The sequence below is a fragment of the Arcicella lustrica genome (assembly GCF_034930985.1).
GTDB lineage: Bacteria > Bacteroidota > Bacteroidia > Cytophagales > Spirosomataceae > Arcicella > Arcicella lustrica.
Genome location: NZ_JAYGIM010000016.1, coordinates 130,275 through 145,808, shown reverse-complemented (window position 1 = coordinate 145,808; position 15,534 = coordinate 130,275). Strand labels below are relative to the sequence as shown.

Genomic DNA, 15,534 nt, shown 5'->3' with positions numbered 1-15,534 from the left:
TATGGCATATTATTGCATTGTTGAAATTCAAACACAAACGGCAACTTTAAGAAATCCTGAGTTTCAGAACTTTCATAAATCCTTTCATCTACCACCACCAACTACAATGATTGGTCTTGCAGGTGCAGCTTTAGGGCTAAGTCCTAAAGCTGCTCAAGATTTTTTTGAAACTGGCTTTTCATTTGGCGTATTTGGTACAAGTAAAGGTTATACAAAAGACTTATGGAAATACAATACTCTTGATGGTCAAGGAAGTATTATTCTAAAAGAAATTTTATTTGGGAATAGGTTTATATTGGTTTATGGGCATGAAGACATAGATAAAATCCAAAAATTGTATGAAAGCTTTTTGAATCCCCAATATGCCCTAACATTAGGTAATAATGATTCTTTAGCTAATATTATAGATGTTTGTATAGAAACAGAAACCACAAAATCGGCTGAAATAGCTCATTGTTTAGTCGAAGGGGATATTATTGAAGAGGTTTTTGAAAATGCTTCAAATGGTGTTTCTTTTTCAATATATTCTACTTCTGAACCGATTGCTTATGACCTTCCAACCAAGTTTTTATACGAAACAGACTACGGCTTTAGAAGAGTAATCAATCGAAAGACTCTTTCTTTTGTAGGTGAAAAAATGAAATTAAATATTACGAAAGAAGGCATTTTGTACAAAAATACCTTTATCCCTATTTTCAACCTGTACTAAGATGGCTATTAAAATTCTCGCTAAGTCTAAACCATTTGAAGAATCATTGATTATTCATACTGAAAATGCTTTATCTGTATGGTCTGATTTAAAGAACCGTTACCAGTCAGTTTTAGGGGAAGATGAAACTTTTTGGAAAAAATCTTTTGTATCAGTTCTTTTTCATGATTTTGGTAAAGTAACTCAGAATTTTCAATGGGTTATTCAAAAAAAAAGAAAGTATAATCAAAATGAATACATTCGACACGAATTCGTGTCGGGTGTATTTTTATACTACTCTAATGTAAAAGTATTTGAACAAGCTCCTTATTGTATTTTTGCTGTGTTTAGTCATCACCAACCTCTGACAGATACTTTATTCCAAGATGATGGTTTTGTTGACATAACAGCAAAAGAAGAGGATATGCTTTATATTTTGGAAGATTTTAATTCTAAGCTTCAAAATCAAGGGATTGAAACATTAAACCAAAAATTAATACTATACCTTACAAAGAGGTTTCAAAAAGACAACGGAATATCAAAACTCTATGGTGATTTTCAAAGGTTTCTCAAGGTCTATCTGGGAAAACAAGATTTATCTCAAAGTGTCAGAAAAGAATATATTCTTTACAAAGCCATTTTGAACATAGCAGACTGGACAGCTTCTGGACATGATAAATTACCAGACTCATTTAACTTTAGCTTAGAGTATCTCAAAAATAAAATTATTGAAAAATTAAGAGACGAAGGCAAAAAAGAAATAGCTAACAATTTTACTTTTAGAACATTTCAATTAGATAGCCTTCAACAAGGAAATGTTTTGGCTATTGCACCAACAGGAAGTGGTAAAACAGAAGCTTCATTAATTTGGGCTAGTCAAAAGCCAGAACATAGTAAAATATTATATTTATTACCTACAAGAGTTACATCAAATGCCATCTATAAAAGGCTAACCAGCTATTTTGACAAAGAAAATACGGCTGTTGTACATTCTTCTGCACTGCTATATAGGAAAGAAATAGAAGATAATTTTGAAAAAACAGAGTACTTAAAAGACAAAACCTTCTTCAAAAATATCACTGTATGTACAATTGATCAAATTCTCACACAAGGATTTAACTTAGGCTATTGGGAAATAAAAACCTTTCATTTACTAAAATCAAAAATTATAATAGATGAAATTCATCTTTATCATCCATATACATTAGGATTAATTATTTCGACTATTGAATATCTTAAAAATGAGTTTGGAGCAGAGTTCTTTATTATGACTGCGACTATGCCATATAAACTTAAACAATTATTACAAAAAACGCTTGAAATTTCAGATAGTAGCCTAATTCAAGACATTGAATTATTAAATGAGGCAAGAAATACCTTTGAGGTAAGAGATAAGTTAATAGATGATTTAGATGATGAAATCAAGAAAGCTATTAAGAAATATAAAAAAGTATTAATTGTTGTAAATACAATTGATGAAGCGATTCGTCTTTACAAGAAATATAAATCTAAAGTTGATTATCCAATATGTTTTCATTCTCGATTTATACAAAAAGATAGATTTGAAAAAGAACAAGATATATTGGAAAGGGAAAAGCAAGGAATGTCAATGTTACTTATTGCGACCCAAGTAGTTGAAGTTTCTTTAGATATTGATTTTGATATTTTGTTTACTGAAAATGCACCAATTGATGCAATTATTCAACGTGCTGGAAGGGTCAACCGCAAAAGAGATAAAGCAAAAAAGACTAAAGTAATTGTATTTAAACACCAACCAGTATCCGAAGAACATATTTATGTAACAGTGCCAGAGATTTTAGATAAAACGTTTGAACAGTTAAAAAATAACCACAAGAAAAAGCTAACAGAGAAAGAATTAAATAATCTGGTAGATATTGTGTATAAAGACTTTGATGTTGAAACACATAATAGTTACATAGAAGGGAAAAAGAAATATTTTGAAGTTCAAAAAAATCATCACTTTATCAAAGATAATCTCGAAATAGATAAAGTCTTTACTCGTGAAGGTATAGACTCAACTAATGTAATTCCTTCATGTTTTGAGGAAGAACTTTACAAAGAAAGTCCTGAGTACAAATCTAAATACGAGCTTTCAATTTCTTATAAAAAGACAAAATATATAAGAACCTACCAAGATAAAACACATAATTGGTTTAAATACATCAATACCAGTTATGATTCTGAAATAGGTTTAACTTTTGACAAAAAAAGCAGTGCCGAATTAGGGCTTTTCTAACCCATTAACCATGCAAACCATCCATCAAACCATCATCCGTTTTCCTGAAATACAATTGGCTACTCGTGATGCTCATAAATTACGGGGCTATTTTGGGAATATTTTTCAAGAGTATTCGCCTTTGTTGCATAACCATTTGGAGTCGGGCGAGTCGGCGTACCGTTATCCCTTGGTGCAGTATAAAGTCATTAATCGCATTCCTACCTTGGTTGGGCTAAACGAAGGAGCAGATTTGTTGATTAACCTCTTTTTGAAAATTAAAACCCTCCAAATTGAGGATAAAACTTACCAAATCAACCAAAAAAATATTGAATCAAAAACGCTTGAAATTGGGTTATCGAACGAACTCCACTCCTATCGTTTCCAAACACTCTGGATGGCTCTGAATCAAGAAAACCATCAAAAATACCTCCGTAATACTACTGCTGAACAGCAAAAACAGTTGAATATTTTACTCCAAAATAATATTTTGAGCTATTTCAAAGCGATGAATTATTGGGTAAATGGTCAGGTAATGGGCATGCTACAAAATGTGTATGAAAAAGAAACCAAATTTAAAGATAAATCAATGATTGCCTTTCAAGCTGATTTTGTCAGTAATGCTGTATTGCCTTCGTTTATTGGGATTGGGAAATCGGTGGCAAGGGGTTTTGGAACGTTGGAGGCTATCTAAGTAGTTAATTTTATCAAAACAGAAATAACAACTATGACTATTCAAACAATTCAAACCGAAGAAGAATACGAGTTGCTGCTGGCTTGGATTGATAAGCAGTTTGACAAATCTCCCACTCCAGATAGTCCAGAGGATGAACAGTTAAAACTGGCTTTATCTTTCGTAAAAGCTTTTGAAGATATTCATTATCCGATACCATCTATTCAATCATAAACTATGCAAGTATATCTAAATACTTTTGGAACATATCTCCATATCAAAGATGATATGTTTGAGGTGAAAATTCCTGTAAAAGATGGAGAACCTAAAAAAATACCTTTGGCAGCCCACAAAGTTAGTTCGTTTGTGCTGGCTACTTCGGCATCTTTGAGTACCGAGGCTGTGAGATTGGCTTTGTACAACAATATTGATATTATTTTTGCTCGTTCAGACGGCTATCCTTTAGGAAGAGTTTGGCATTCAAAGTTGGGAAGTACTACTAAAATCCGTAAACAACAACTGCAAGCCAGTATCAACGAAGAAGGTGTAAAGGCTACCAAAAATTGGATTTCGGAGAAAATGACGCATCAGTTAGAGTTTATCAAAGATTTGAAAAAACATCGTCCACAAATGGCTGATTATCTGGACGATAAAATTGAGCGAATCCAAAACCTTGTTATTTCAGTTGGTAAATTAGAAGGTAAAACTGTACAAGACTTTGCAGAAACCATCCGAGGTTTAGAAGGCACAGCCGGACGCTTGTATTTTGAAACCATCAATTACGTATTGCCACAGCCGTATCAGTTTAATGGCAGAAGTAGCCGACCAGCCAAAGATTCATTTAATGCTTTTCTGAATTATGCTTACGGTGTTCTTTATACGAGAATAGAAAAAGCCTTGATTCTGGCAGGCTTAGACCCTTACGTAGGCTATTTGCACCGAGACGATTATAACCAGAAATCCATGGTTTTTGATTTTATAGAGCCATTCAGAATATTTGTAGAAGTACCAGTTTTTAGATTATTTACGGCAAAAAAAGTAAATAAAGCTCATATAGATGAAATCACCAATGGTGTTACGTTGAATAAAGAAGGCAAGGAATTGTTAATAAAGGCATTGAACGATTACTTGGAAGAAGACAGCATTCGCTACAAAAATCGCAACCAGACAAGGGCAAACATCATTCAGCAAGAGGCTCACACTTATGCTAATCAGTTGATTGAAAAAACGAAAGATACATCTGAAACGATGTATTTATAAGAAAGTGTTTGGCAATGTATATTCAACAAAGCATAGAAAATGATAGCATGGGTATTATATGATATTAAAAACGATAAAGCTCGTACCAAAGTTGCCAAAATCTGTAAGCAATCGGGCTTATACAGAGTACAATTTTCTGTATTTCTGGGTACAATAGACCGCAATATGAAAGACAGTTTGCAATTACAAATTGAGGACTTGATAGACGAAAAAACAGATTCAGTCTATATCTTCCCAATGTCAAAAAACGAATTACAAGAAACCGTTTTATTGGGACAAGCCTTCGACAAGAAATTAGTTTCAGATGAAGTAATGGCATTTTTTTTATAAGAATCTATTTTCAAATTTCAATTAAATGCCTGTACGTATGTCAATTTTTTAGTATTCGGACAATAAATTCACAATTCAAAACTCACAATTCATCACCGACACAATGACTCTTACCCCCTCACACATCATAGAATATTTATATTGCCCAAGGTTTACGTATTTTGAATACGTTATCGCCATTCCACAGTATGAAGATAGACATTTCAAAGTCCAAAAAGGTCGAGAAATACATAACCAGAAATTAGAACAAAACAAAGAATACCTACGCAGACGTATAGGAGCAATAGAACGATACAACGACCAGTACTTAACCAACAAATTTCTAAGAGGACGTATCGACGAAGTATTGAAATTAGAAGACGGTACGATGACACCTTTAGACTATAAATTTGCGGCTTATGATGACAAAGTTTTTGAGACTTACAAAACCCAATTGTACTGTTATGCTTGTCTGATAGAAGAGAATTTTCATTGCAAAGTAAACAAAGGTTACTTGGTATATACACGGAGTAATAATAAATTAGTAGAAGTAGAAATAAAAGACAGCGACAAGCATTTAGTAAAAGAAGCAAGCCGAGAAATTTATCAGATTATAGAGAACAATTATTATCCCAAAGCTACAAAATCTAAAATGAGATGTGTAACTTGCACTTATAGAAATATTTGCACAAAGTAATCAATTTCCGTGTAGCAATTTATTTTCAATGGCGAAAAACAAAGCACTAAGACTCTAAAAATCAATTAGTTATGTTTACGGAAAAAATCAAAAAACAAACTAAAAAACGTACTTTGACCTACTGTTTAAAGAAGAAAAGGCAGATAGAAAACAACATACAAGTAATTATGTTACAAGGAATTAACCAATCAGACGACTTCCAGAGTAACTTCCAATAGAATAAGGATTGAAACAAAAGCATCATTTAAACCTGCTGCCATGGTAATATTCTTCTTCCAGAGTAACTTCCAATAGAATAAGGATTGAAACAGGATGCCCTGCACGACGTAGCAGCTTTCTATAACTTCTTCCAGAGTAACTTCCAATAGAATAAGGATTGAAACGTATTATCATTAGCTGTTGATGCCTACCAATTTTGGCTTCCAGAGTAACTTCCAATAGAATAAGGATTGAAACTTGAAAGCATCTACTTCAAGCTTTTTCTTAGCCTTCTCTTCCAGAGTAACTTCCAATAGAATAAGGATTGAAACGGGCATAATAGTTATATATTTTCTCCCACTTCTGAGCTTCCAGAGTAACTTCCAATAGAATAAGGATTGAAACGAGAATCAAGCGTGATATATTTTTCTTGAGTAGCTTTCAACTTCCAGAGTAACTTCCAATAGAATAAGGATTGAAACCACCCACATAATATGCGTAAATTCCCGCTTTTGATAAACTTCCAGAGTAACTTCCAATAGAATAAGGATTGAAACGTATTCGTAGCGTTAAGCAAATCTACCGTGTACGTGTCTTCCAGAGTAACTTCCAATAGAATAAGGATTGAAACGACAGTGTGTGCGAGTACTCCCCTAATACGCTATCGCTTCCAGAGTAACTTCCAATAGAATAAGGATTGAAACTAGCGAGTTAGATTTATGATTTTGAATGTTGGTTCGTCTTCCAGAGTAACTTCCAATAGAATAAGGATTGAAACATACTAAGATATTCCTTATGTTGCTTGTATTGATGAACTTCCAGAGTAACTTCCAATAGAATAAGGATTGAAACCTGATATTTCATAGATTTCGGCTATTTGTGATTTGCCCTTCCAGAGTAACTTCCAATAGAATAAGGATTGAAACCTAAGAAAATTTGTTAAAACAAACGAATTGGCAACCTTCCAGAGTAACTTCCAATAGAATAAGGATTGAAACTTGATGCAATCTCGCAACCTAAAAAAGCCGCAGCGGCTCTTCCAGAGTAACTTCCAATAGAATAAGGATTGAAACAATATTAATCGTGTAGAATACAAGGCTATTAACCTTCTTCCAGAGTAACTTCCAATAGAATAAGGATTGAAACCAAATAGAAAGTTACTTATTGATGCGTAAATATGAACTTCCAGAGTAACTTCCAATAGAATAAGGATTGAAACGCGGAGTTTATCAAGGTTTTGGCTTCTTTTTGAGTTCTTCCAGAGTAACTTCCAATAGAATAAGGATTGAAACTGAGTATTACCAGATTAATGAATTCAATGAAAATTCTGCTTCCAGAGTAACTTCCAATAGAATAAGGATTGAAACTGATTCCTTCCGGGAGCTGGTCAGTATCTTGAAGGAACTTCCAGAGTAACTTCCAATAGAATAAGGATTGAAACATACTTTGTGGAATGCCAATCGACAACGTAACCAAACTTCCAGAGTAACTTCCAATAGAATAAGGATTGAAACTCAGTTGGGCTTGTGTCTCAATTGTCCTCTCTTTTTCTTCCAGAGTAACTTCCAATAGAATAAGGATTGAAACAAATGCGGTAAAGTTGTCAAAGAAAAGTACAATAAGTCTTCCAGAGTAACTTCCAATAGAATAAGGATTGAAACCTAAATTTTTCCTTTTTAAAATACTAACACATTTTACTTCCAGAGTAACTTCCAATAGAATAAGGATTGAAACAAAAAGCTTCTAAAGATGATTTCAACCCTAACAATGTCTTCCAGAGTAACTTCCAATAGAATAAGGATTGAAACTAGAATAATTGTGCTTAGTAAGTCACAATCGTATAGAACTTCCAGAGTAACTTCCAATAGAATAAGGATTGAAACAGAGGGAATGAAGATGCAGAATGGTCATGGAAATCTCTTCCAGAGTAACTTCCAATAGAATAAGGATTGAAACATAGTTACCCATTCCTCAAAATCCAAAGTTTGCCCACTTCCAGAGTAACTTCCAATAGAATAAGGATTGAAACAGTTTTTCGATGATTTGCATGCCTTCATAAATTTTGCTTCCAGAGTAACTTCCAATAGAATAAGGATTGAAACTGTTTTCAGGGGGAACTATTCCCCTTGCTATCCAATTTGTCTTCCAGAGTAACTTCCAATAGAATAAGGATTGAAACAATTCTATTTCAGCTTCATCGTGCTTATTGGTAGCATCTTCCAGAGTAACTTCCAATAGAATAAGGATTGAAACTGGTAAACTTTGGCTTGAACCGTGGCTTTGGGCTTTCGACTTCCAGAGTAACTTCCAATAGAATAAGGATTGAAACATAGACTTGGAGAGGTAAGAGGATTTTTTTCTTTTGCTTCCAGAGTAACTTCCAATAGAATAAGGATTGAAACTGGCGGATACCCGTTCTTGAATCTACAACTGCACCGGCTTCCAGAGTAACTTCCAATAGAATAAGGATTGAAACTCGGCTCAGACGCTCTCAGTGTTGGGATTGAGCCACACTTCCAGAGTAACTTCCAATAGAATAAGGATTGAAACATGTCTATCCCTCCAAAGTGGGCGGAAGGCTTGCCCCTTCCAGAGTAACTTCCAATAGAATAAGGATTGAAACTGGTTAATAAGACCAGTTTCGCAAAAAATGAAAGGTTCTTCCAGAGTAACTTCCAATAGAATAAGGATTGAAACTTCATTTACATCTGGGCGAACAAATTCGAGCAGGGAACTTCCAGAGTAACTTCCAGTAGAATAAGGATTGAAACAAAAGAGAAACTCTAACTTCATCGAAAAACGCTTTTCTACTTCCAGAGTAACTTCCAATAGAATAAGGATTGAAACAATAATTAACAAATCGTAAAACTTAAATACATAAAACTTCCAGAGTAACTTCCAATAGAATAAGGATTGAAACACCTGATAATTTGCATGAAAAAAACATTCAGAAGGTTCTTCCAGAGTAACTTCCAATAGAATAAGGATTGAAACTATTCAACAAAAGCAAACTGAATACCAAGAAGTTCAACTTCCAGAGTAACTTCCAATAGAATAAGGATTGAAACAAGGTAGGCTTCCTGTTTCTCAGATACCATCAAACTCTTCCAGAGTAACTTCCAATAGAATAAGGATTGAAACTGACTATAGAGGAATACAAGAAAGAGTTAAAGACTAACTTCCAGAGTAACTTCCATTAGAATAAGGATTGAAACCAAAATATCCTCCTTCTAGTTTGTAGCTTTTGAAAATCTTCCAGAGTAACTTCCATTAGAATAAGGATTGAAACATCAATTAACAAAATGAATGCAGAAATAAATTCAAAACTTCCAGAGTAACTTCCATTAGAATAAGGATTGAAACTTAGAAATAATATGAATGAAAAAATAGTTGAGTGCCACTTCCAGAGTAACTTCCATTAGAATAAGGATTGAAACAATGATGACAGAGTAGTATCAGTTACTTTTGATTCAGACTTCCAGAGTAACTTCCATTAGAATAAGGATTGAAACCATATAAAGTAGTTTGACCAATGCTAAAACTTTTCGGCTTCCAGAGTAACTTCCATTAGAATAAGGATTGAAACTAAAAGCAATTTGGAGAATAATATAATTGATGTAATTCTTCCAGAGTAACTTCCATTAGAATAAGGATTGAAACAATTACTCAGAAGGTTTTGTATTGATAGTTGTTGCTCTTCCAGAGTAACTTCCAATAGAATAAGGATTGAAACCTCAATCGTAATAACGAAGTTGCGTATTGGGGAATGCTTCCAGAGTAACTTCCAATAGAATAAGGATTGAAACACACGACTTTTCAAGGCAGGGCGAAACTTGTCATTCTTCCAGAGTAACTTCCAATAGAATAAGGATTGAAACATGGTATCCCATTGAAATTCTCCAGTAGCAGCATTCTTCCAGAGTAACTTCCAGTAGAATAAGGATTGAAAACCTTTGCCCTCCCATCTATTATCTTCCAATATCCGATACAATGCCTATATTCTTCAAGTAGGTGCTTACATTCTCCGATATAATGCCTATATTCTCCGAGTAGGTACTTACATTCTCCGATACAATGCCTATATTCTCCAAGTGGGTACTTACATTCTCCGATACAATGCCTATATTCTTCGAGCTGGTACTTACATTCTCCGATACAGTGCCTATATTCTCCGAGTGGGTGCTTACATTCTCCGATACAGTGCCTATATTCTCCGAGTGGGTGCTTACATTCTCCGATACAGTGCCTATATTCTTCGAGTGGGTGCTTACATTCTCCGATACAATGACTATATTCTTCTAGTGGGTGCTAACATTCTCCGATACAATGCTCTAATACTTCTGGTTATACCCTAAAGTCTATATTCACTTGGTTAGTTCTTCGATATAGCACATAATCACAACTATAAAACACTAAGCTTTAAAACAAAAATGGTTGACAAATCTAGCTATTTGTCAACCATTTTTTATGTCAATTGATTCATTATCAGTACAATACCCACGTATCTTTAGAACCTCCACCTTGTGATGAGTTTACTACTAAAGAGCCTTTGCGTAATGCTACACGGGTTAATCCGCCCGGAATTACTTTTACGCCATCTCCATAAAGTATGTATGGACGTAAGTCAACGTGTCTGCCTTCTGAATGGTCGTCAATCAAACATGGAACTCTTGAAAGTGAAATCGTAGGTTGAGCAATATAGTTTCTTGGATTTGCTTTAATACGTGCTTTAAAAATTTCTTGTTCTGCTTTAGTTGATTTTGGACCAATCAACATACCGTATCCACCCGCTTCATTGGCTTCTTTTACTACCAATTTCTCAATATTTTCTAATACATATTTACAATCAGCTTCCTCACCACAAATAAAAGTTTCAACATTTGGAATGATAGGGTCTTCGCCTAAATAGTATTTGATGATTCTTGGTACATAAGCGTAAATTACTTTATCATCAGCAACGCCTGTTCCCGGTGCATTCGCTAAAGCAATTCTACCTTTTTTATAGACATCAAAAATTCCTGGAATACCAATCAAAGAATCTGGTCTGAATGCCTTAGGATCTAAGAATGTATCGTCAATTCTACGATAAATTACATCTACAATCTGGAAACCTTTAGTAGTACGCATTTTTACATAACCATCATGCACGACTAAATCTCTTGAATCAACCAATTCAACACCCATTTGTTGTGCTAAATACGAGTGTTCAAAGTAAGCTGAATTATAAATTCCCGGAGTTAATACACAAACCGTAGGATTTGGGCGGTCGCTGATGTGTTGTAACATCTGCAACAACTTATTAGGATAATCGGAGATAGACTGTACTCTGGTTTTAGCCAAAACTTCAGGGAAAGTACGTTTGAGGAGTTCTCTGTTTTCAAGCATGTAAGAAACACCCGACGGACAACGTAGGTTATCTTCCAAAACCATAAACTTACCGTCGTCTCCACGGATTAAATCCGTACCAGTAATGTGAATATAAATGCCTTTTGGAGGGCGAATACCAATGCAAGGACGTAAAAAGTCTTTAGAAGTTTCAATTAATTCACGGGGAACGATACCGTCTTTCAATATTTTTTGGTCGTGATAAATATCATCCAAAAACATGTTCAAAGCCGTGATACGTTGTATCAAGCCTTTTTCGGTTTTTTTCCAGTCTTCAGCTTCAATTACTCGGGGAATAATATCAACAGGCATAATGCGTTCTGTTCCTTCATTTTCCGAATAAACATTGAAAGTAATACCCATTGCCATTAACGAACGTTCGGCTGCTTGGTGGCGACGAATAAACTCATCAATCTTTAACTGTTCTACCCGTTCCTTAAATGCCTCATAACCCAATCGCACATTGCCTTGTGCATCAAACATTTCATCGAAGAAGCCTTCGGTTTGGTAGTTCTCAAAACTAAAATTCATAGGCTTTGGATATTTTATTAGTTGTTATTACCCTAATTTAAAAAAATAATGCTGTGCTTCAAAATTGTTTTCCCAAAGAAAATTCTGAAAATGGTAATAATTACAAAATATGTTGAAAAATGAGTAAAATTACTTACCTATTTTCATGCTAAGATACTCTTTGAACTTACTAATCAACCAATCCGTTGCATAAAATATAGTATTTTAGAGAAATGAATCGAAAAACATTTATAAAAGCCTCCGCAGGAGTATTAGCCATGTCAGCATTAGGAACATTAAAAGTATTTTCTGAGCAATTATCACAACAAGAACAGAAGACTCCTTTACTCTTTATCGGGCATGGTTCGCCCATGAATGGTATCGAAAATAATCAATTTAGTCAACAATGGTCGTCTTTAGCCAAAGATTTTCCTGAACCCACTGCGGTAATTGTTATTTCGGCACATTGGCTTACAAGAGGTACTTTTGTAACGGCAATGGAAAAACCTAGAACGATTCATGATTTTGGCGGTTTCCCTAAAGCATTATTCGATGTACAATATCCAGCAATTGGTAGCCCAGCTATTGCAGAAGAAACTCAAAAACTCATTACAAAAACTGATGTACATTTAGACCATGATTGGGGTTTAGATCATGGAACGTGGACAATCATTCGTCATATCTATCCAAAAGCCAATATCCCGATTTTACAATTGAGTATCGATTATCATCAATCGCCACAATATCATTATGAATTAGCACAAGAATTAGCCACATTGCGTAGAAAAGGAGTATTGATTATTGGAAGTGGAAACATGGTGCATAATTTAAGAATGGTAGATTTTCAGCGAATCAATGGGGCTTATGGCTATGATTGGGCGATTGAAATGAATGAAAAATTCAAAAAGAATATTACTGAAAGAAATCATAAAGACTTAATCAATTACGAAAGTATGGGACAAGCCGCTAAATTGGCAATTCCTACACCCGACCACTACTATCCTTTATTATATATTTTAGGAATGCAAGAGAAAAACGAAGAAGAAAGCTTTTTCAACGACGTGCCAGTAGGTGGTTCTCTGACGATGACTTCAGTAAAAATTGCTTAAGTACTTTCGTACGTTTATCAGTTATCTGAAATCTGTTAATCGTTTGTCTTTCAAAAAATTGACAAAATGAAGATGCCAGAAAACTTTTGAAAAAAACACTTAAATGTTAAATCATTCAAAAAATACTTTCTTAATCAAGCAAAAAGCCAAAGAGTTGGGCTTTGATTTTTGTGGTATTTCAGAAGCTGGCTTTTTGGAAGAAGAAGCACCAAGGTTAGAAAATTGGCTAAAAGCGAATCATCATGGAAAAATGCAGTACATGGAAAACCATTTCGACAAACGCCTCGACCCACGATTATTAGTGGACGATGCCAAGTCGGTGGTTTCTTTACTTTTTAATTATTATCCTTCACAGAGATTACCCGAAGGCGTAAACGATTTAAAACTTTCAAAATATGCTTATGGAACTGATTATCATTTTGTGGTAAAAGAAAAACTAAAAGCTTTTTTGGAATATATTCAAGAAGAAATCGGAGAAGTTGGAGGACGAGTTTTTGTAGATTCTGCACCAGTAATGGATAAAGCTTGGGCAAAAAAAGGAGGCTTGGGTTGGATTGGCAAAAACAGTAATCTTATCAATAAAAAGCAAGGCAGTTTCTTTTTTATTGCAGAATTGATTTTGGATTTAACTTTAGAACCCGACGGTCCCGTAAAAGATTATTGTGGTACTTGTACTCGTTGTGTTGAAGCTTGCCCGACAGATGCCATCATTGAACCTTATGTAGTTGATGGCTCTAAATGTATTAGTTATTATACGATTGAATTGAAAGAAGCCATTCCCGTAGAAGTACAAAATAAGTTTGAAAACTGGTTTTTCGGTTGTGATATTTGTCAGGATGTTTGTCCTTGGAATCGTTTTTCAAAACCACATCAAGAACCACAGTTTAATCTCCATCCCGATTTAGCGAATTTTACTAAGAATGATTGGGAAGAAATCACCGAAGAAGTGTTCCAAACCATCTTTAGAAAATCACCTTTGAAACGCACAAAATACGTTGGTCTAAAAAGGAACATAGAATTTTTAAAGTAATTGTAATTATATTAGATTTGGTATTGGCTTTCGGACGTCGGCTTTCGGACTTCAGTCATCGGATTTGACTTTTAGATTTGATGTTAACACAAAAACTAAAGCCCGAAATCCGACGACCGAAAGCTGAAATCCAATAAAACAACCTTCAAATAATATTTACTATGAATCAAGAAATTATTAACCTTTTCGATGAATATACTCATAAACCTTTGAGCCGTGAAGATTTCATCAAACGTCTTGTTAAACTAACAGGAAGTACCGTTGCGGCACTTTCGGTTTTGCCATTACTAGAAGTAAATTACGCCAATGCCGCAACGATTCAAGAAAATGATGAAGATATAGAAACATCAGACATTACTTATGAAGGTGATGGCAGTACGATGAAAGCTTATTTGGCTCAACCTAAAAAAATCAAAGGAAAAATTGGGGCAGTAATTATCATTCACGAAAACCGTGGCTTGAATCCGCATACCAAAGACGTAGCTCGAAGAGTAGCGAAAGCAGGTTATTATGCCTTGGCTGTAGATGCACTTTCGCCTTTTGGTGGAACACCAGAAAACGAAGATGAAGCAAGAGCTTTGTTTAGTAAAATAGATGCCACAAAAAATACCAACAACTTCTTGAAAGGATTTGATTACTTAAAATCTTTACCAAAAAGTAATGGTAAAACCAGTTGTGTTGGTTTTTGTTGGGGCGGAGGTTTGGCAAACCAATTGGCTGTCAATTCACCAACGCTTAATTCGGCAGTAGCTTATTATGGTCGCCAACCAGAAGCGGCAGATGTACCAAAAATCAAAGCAAAAGTTTTATTACATTACGGAGGCTTAGACGAACGTATCAATGCAGGCATTCCAGCTTACGAGGCAGCACTAAAAGCGGCTGGTACAAAATACGAACTTTATGTATATGAAGGTGCTCAACACGCTTTCAACAACGATACCGCTCCTACTCGTTATAATGCGGAAGTAGCCAAAAAAGCTTGGGACGCTACTTTAAGAGTATTTAAGGAAACGATTTCTTAGTAGCTGTCAGCTTTCAGTCATCAGCTTTCAGCTTTTTTTTAATATAATCTCAGCAACATGACTTTTGAAGAATTAACACAAAAAATTACCGCTTTGGCGGCTGCCAAAGGTGGTTTGGGCTCATCTATTAAATTTGCGACTGATGCAGGAAGTATCTTAATTGGAGCAGACGGAAGCGTAAGTAATGCCGACGATGCCGCAGATTGTACCATTGGCGTAAGCTTAAAAGATTTACAAGGCTTGATGTCGGGCGATTTGAATCCGATGACAGCTTTTATGTTTGGCAAACTAAAAATTACTGGCGATATGGGTGTTGCCATGAAATTGAAGGAATTGTTTTAAATTTGTAGCACGATTTGGTACGATGCGGCGTCTCGCTATCGTTACCGAACTCATTCAACCCACGATTGCGAGACG

General features: G+C 34.8%; 12 protein-coding genes and 1 CRISPR repeat array. Of the genes, 11 read left to right on the top strand and 1 reads right to left on the bottom strand.

Annotated features, from left to right (window positions below):
• The first annotated feature begins 1 nt into the window (after nt 1).
• The 7 genes from cas5 (at nt 2) to cas4 (ending at nt 5,863) form a co-directional block, all read left to right on the top strand.
• Nucleotides 2-709, top strand: a complete 708-nt coding sequence (gene cas5, locus VB798_RS20145; protein WP_323689039.1) for a CRISPR-associated protein Cas5 — start codon at nt 2-4, stop codon at nt 707-709.
• 1 nt (nt 710) lies between these two features.
• The gene (gene cas3, locus VB798_RS20140) at nt 711-2,945 is read left to right on the top strand and encodes a CRISPR-associated helicase Cas3' (protein ID WP_323689038.1); all 2,235 of its coding nucleotides are present in this window, start codon (nt 711-713) and stop codon (nt 2,943-2,945) included.
• A 10-nt stretch (nt 2,946-2,955) separates the two neighbouring features.
• Entirely contained in the window at nt 2,956-3,618 is a 663-nt protein-coding gene (locus VB798_RS20135; protein WP_323689037.1) for a CRISPR-associated endonuclease Cas6, read from the top strand.
• A gap of 33 nt (nt 3,619-3,651) precedes the next feature.
• Nucleotides 3,652-3,831, top strand: coding sequence for a hypothetical protein (locus VB798_RS20130; protein ID WP_323689036.1), 180 nt, complete (start codon nt 3,652-3,654; stop codon nt 3,829-3,831).
• A gap of 3 nt (nt 3,832-3,834) precedes the next feature.
• Nucleotides 3,835-4,857 (top strand): CRISPR-associated endonuclease Cas1, encoded by a 1,023-nt coding sequence (gene cas1 / locus VB798_RS20125; RefSeq protein WP_323689035.1) that lies wholly within the window; start codon nt 3,835-3,837, stop codon nt 4,855-4,857.
• 39 nt (nt 4,858-4,896) lie between these two features.
• Nucleotides 4,897-5,187, top strand: a complete 291-nt coding sequence (cas2, locus tag VB798_RS20120) for a CRISPR-associated endonuclease Cas2 (protein WP_323689034.1) — start codon at nt 4,897-4,899, stop codon at nt 5,185-5,187.
• 103 nt (nt 5,188-5,290) lie between these two features.
• Nucleotides 5,291-5,863 carry a CRISPR-associated protein Cas4 gene (gene cas4, locus VB798_RS20115; RefSeq protein ID WP_323689033.1) on the top strand — a complete coding sequence of 191 codons (573 nt, stop codon included), beginning with the start codon at nt 5,291-5,293 and terminating at the stop codon, nt 5,861-5,863.
• Between the two features lie 196 nt (nt 5,864-6,059).
• A CRISPR array of direct repeats spans nt 6,060-10,011; the repeat unit is 37 nt; unit sequence CTTCCAGAGTAACTTCCAATAGAATAAGGATTGAAAC.
• A gap of 535 nt (nt 10,012-10,546) precedes the next feature.
• On the opposite strand, the gene VB798_RS20110 is transcribed toward cas4, so the two are convergent.
• Nucleotides 10,547-11,977 (bottom strand): circularly permuted type 2 ATP-grasp protein, encoded by a 1,431-nt coding sequence (locus VB798_RS20110; RefSeq protein WP_323689032.1) that lies wholly within the window; start codon nt 11,975-11,977, stop codon nt 10,547-10,549.
• Nucleotides 11,978-12,234: 257 nt separating this feature from the next.
• On the opposite strand from VB798_RS20110, the gene ygiD reads away from it, so the two are divergent.
• The 4 genes from ygiD to VB798_RS20090 all read left to right on the top strand — a co-directional run bounded on the left by ygiD (nt 12,235) and on the right by VB798_RS20090 (nt 15,459).
• Nucleotides 12,235-13,065: a 4,5-DOPA-extradiol-dioxygenase gene (gene ygiD, locus VB798_RS20105; RefSeq protein WP_456319152.1), complete on the top strand. Its 831-nt coding sequence runs from the start codon at nt 12,235-12,237 to the stop codon at nt 13,063-13,065.
• A 103-nt stretch (nt 13,066-13,168) separates the two neighbouring features.
• Nucleotides 13,169-14,095 carry a tRNA epoxyqueuosine(34) reductase QueG gene (queG, locus tag VB798_RS20100; protein ID WP_323689030.1) on the top strand — a complete coding sequence of 309 codons (927 nt, stop codon included), beginning with the start codon at nt 13,169-13,171 and terminating at the stop codon, nt 14,093-14,095.
• A gap of 161 nt (nt 14,096-14,256) precedes the next feature.
• The gene (locus tag VB798_RS20095; protein ID WP_323689029.1) at nt 14,257-15,117 is read left to right on the top strand and encodes a dienelactone hydrolase family protein; all 861 of its coding nucleotides are present in this window, start codon (nt 14,257-14,259) and stop codon (nt 15,115-15,117) included.
• A gap of 57 nt (nt 15,118-15,174) precedes the next feature.
• A complete protein-coding gene (locus VB798_RS20090; protein WP_323689028.1) occupies nt 15,175-15,459 on the top strand; it encodes an SCP2 sterol-binding domain-containing protein in 285 nt (94 codons plus the stop codon).
• Nucleotides 15,460-15,534 lie beyond the last annotated feature (75 nt).

Bases quoted from the DNA above. Each gene is read 5' to 3' on its own strand.
- cas5 (WP_323689039.1), top strand. From the start codon at position 2: ATGGCATATTATTGCATTGTTGAAATTCAAACACAAACGGCAACTTTA.
- cas3 (WP_323689038.1), top strand. From the start codon at position 711: ATGGCTATTAAAATTCTCGCTAAGTCTAAACCATTTGAAGAATCATTG.
- VB798_RS20135 (WP_323689037.1), top strand. From the start codon at position 2,956: ATGCAAACCATCCATCAAACCATCATCCGTTTTCCTGAAATACAATTG.
- VB798_RS20130 (WP_323689036.1), top strand. From the start codon at position 3,652: ATGACTATTCAAACAATTCAAACCGAAGAAGAATACGAGTTGCTGCTG.
- cas1 (WP_323689035.1), top strand. From the start codon at position 3,835: ATGCAAGTATATCTAAATACTTTTGGAACATATCTCCATATCAAAGAT.
- cas2 (WP_323689034.1), top strand. From the start codon at position 4,897: ATGATAGCATGGGTATTATATGATATTAAAAACGATAAAGCTCGTACC.
- cas4 (WP_323689033.1), top strand. From the start codon at position 5,291: ATGACTCTTACCCCCTCACACATCATAGAATATTTATATTGCCCAAGG.
- VB798_RS20110 (WP_323689032.1), bottom strand. From the start codon at position 11,977: ATGAATTTTAGTTTTGAGAACTACCAAACCGAAGGCTTCTTCGATGAA.
- ygiD (WP_456319152.1), top strand. From the start codon at position 12,235: ATGTCAGCATTAGGAACATTAAAAGTATTTTCTGAGCAATTATCACAA.
- queG (WP_323689030.1), top strand. From the start codon at position 13,169: ATGTTAAATCATTCAAAAAATACTTTCTTAATCAAGCAAAAAGCCAAA.
- VB798_RS20095 (WP_323689029.1), top strand. From the start codon at position 14,257: ATGAATCAAGAAATTATTAACCTTTTCGATGAATATACTCATAAACCT.
- VB798_RS20090 (WP_323689028.1), top strand. From the start codon at position 15,175: ATGACTTTTGAAGAATTAACACAAAAAATTACCGCTTTGGCGGCTGCC.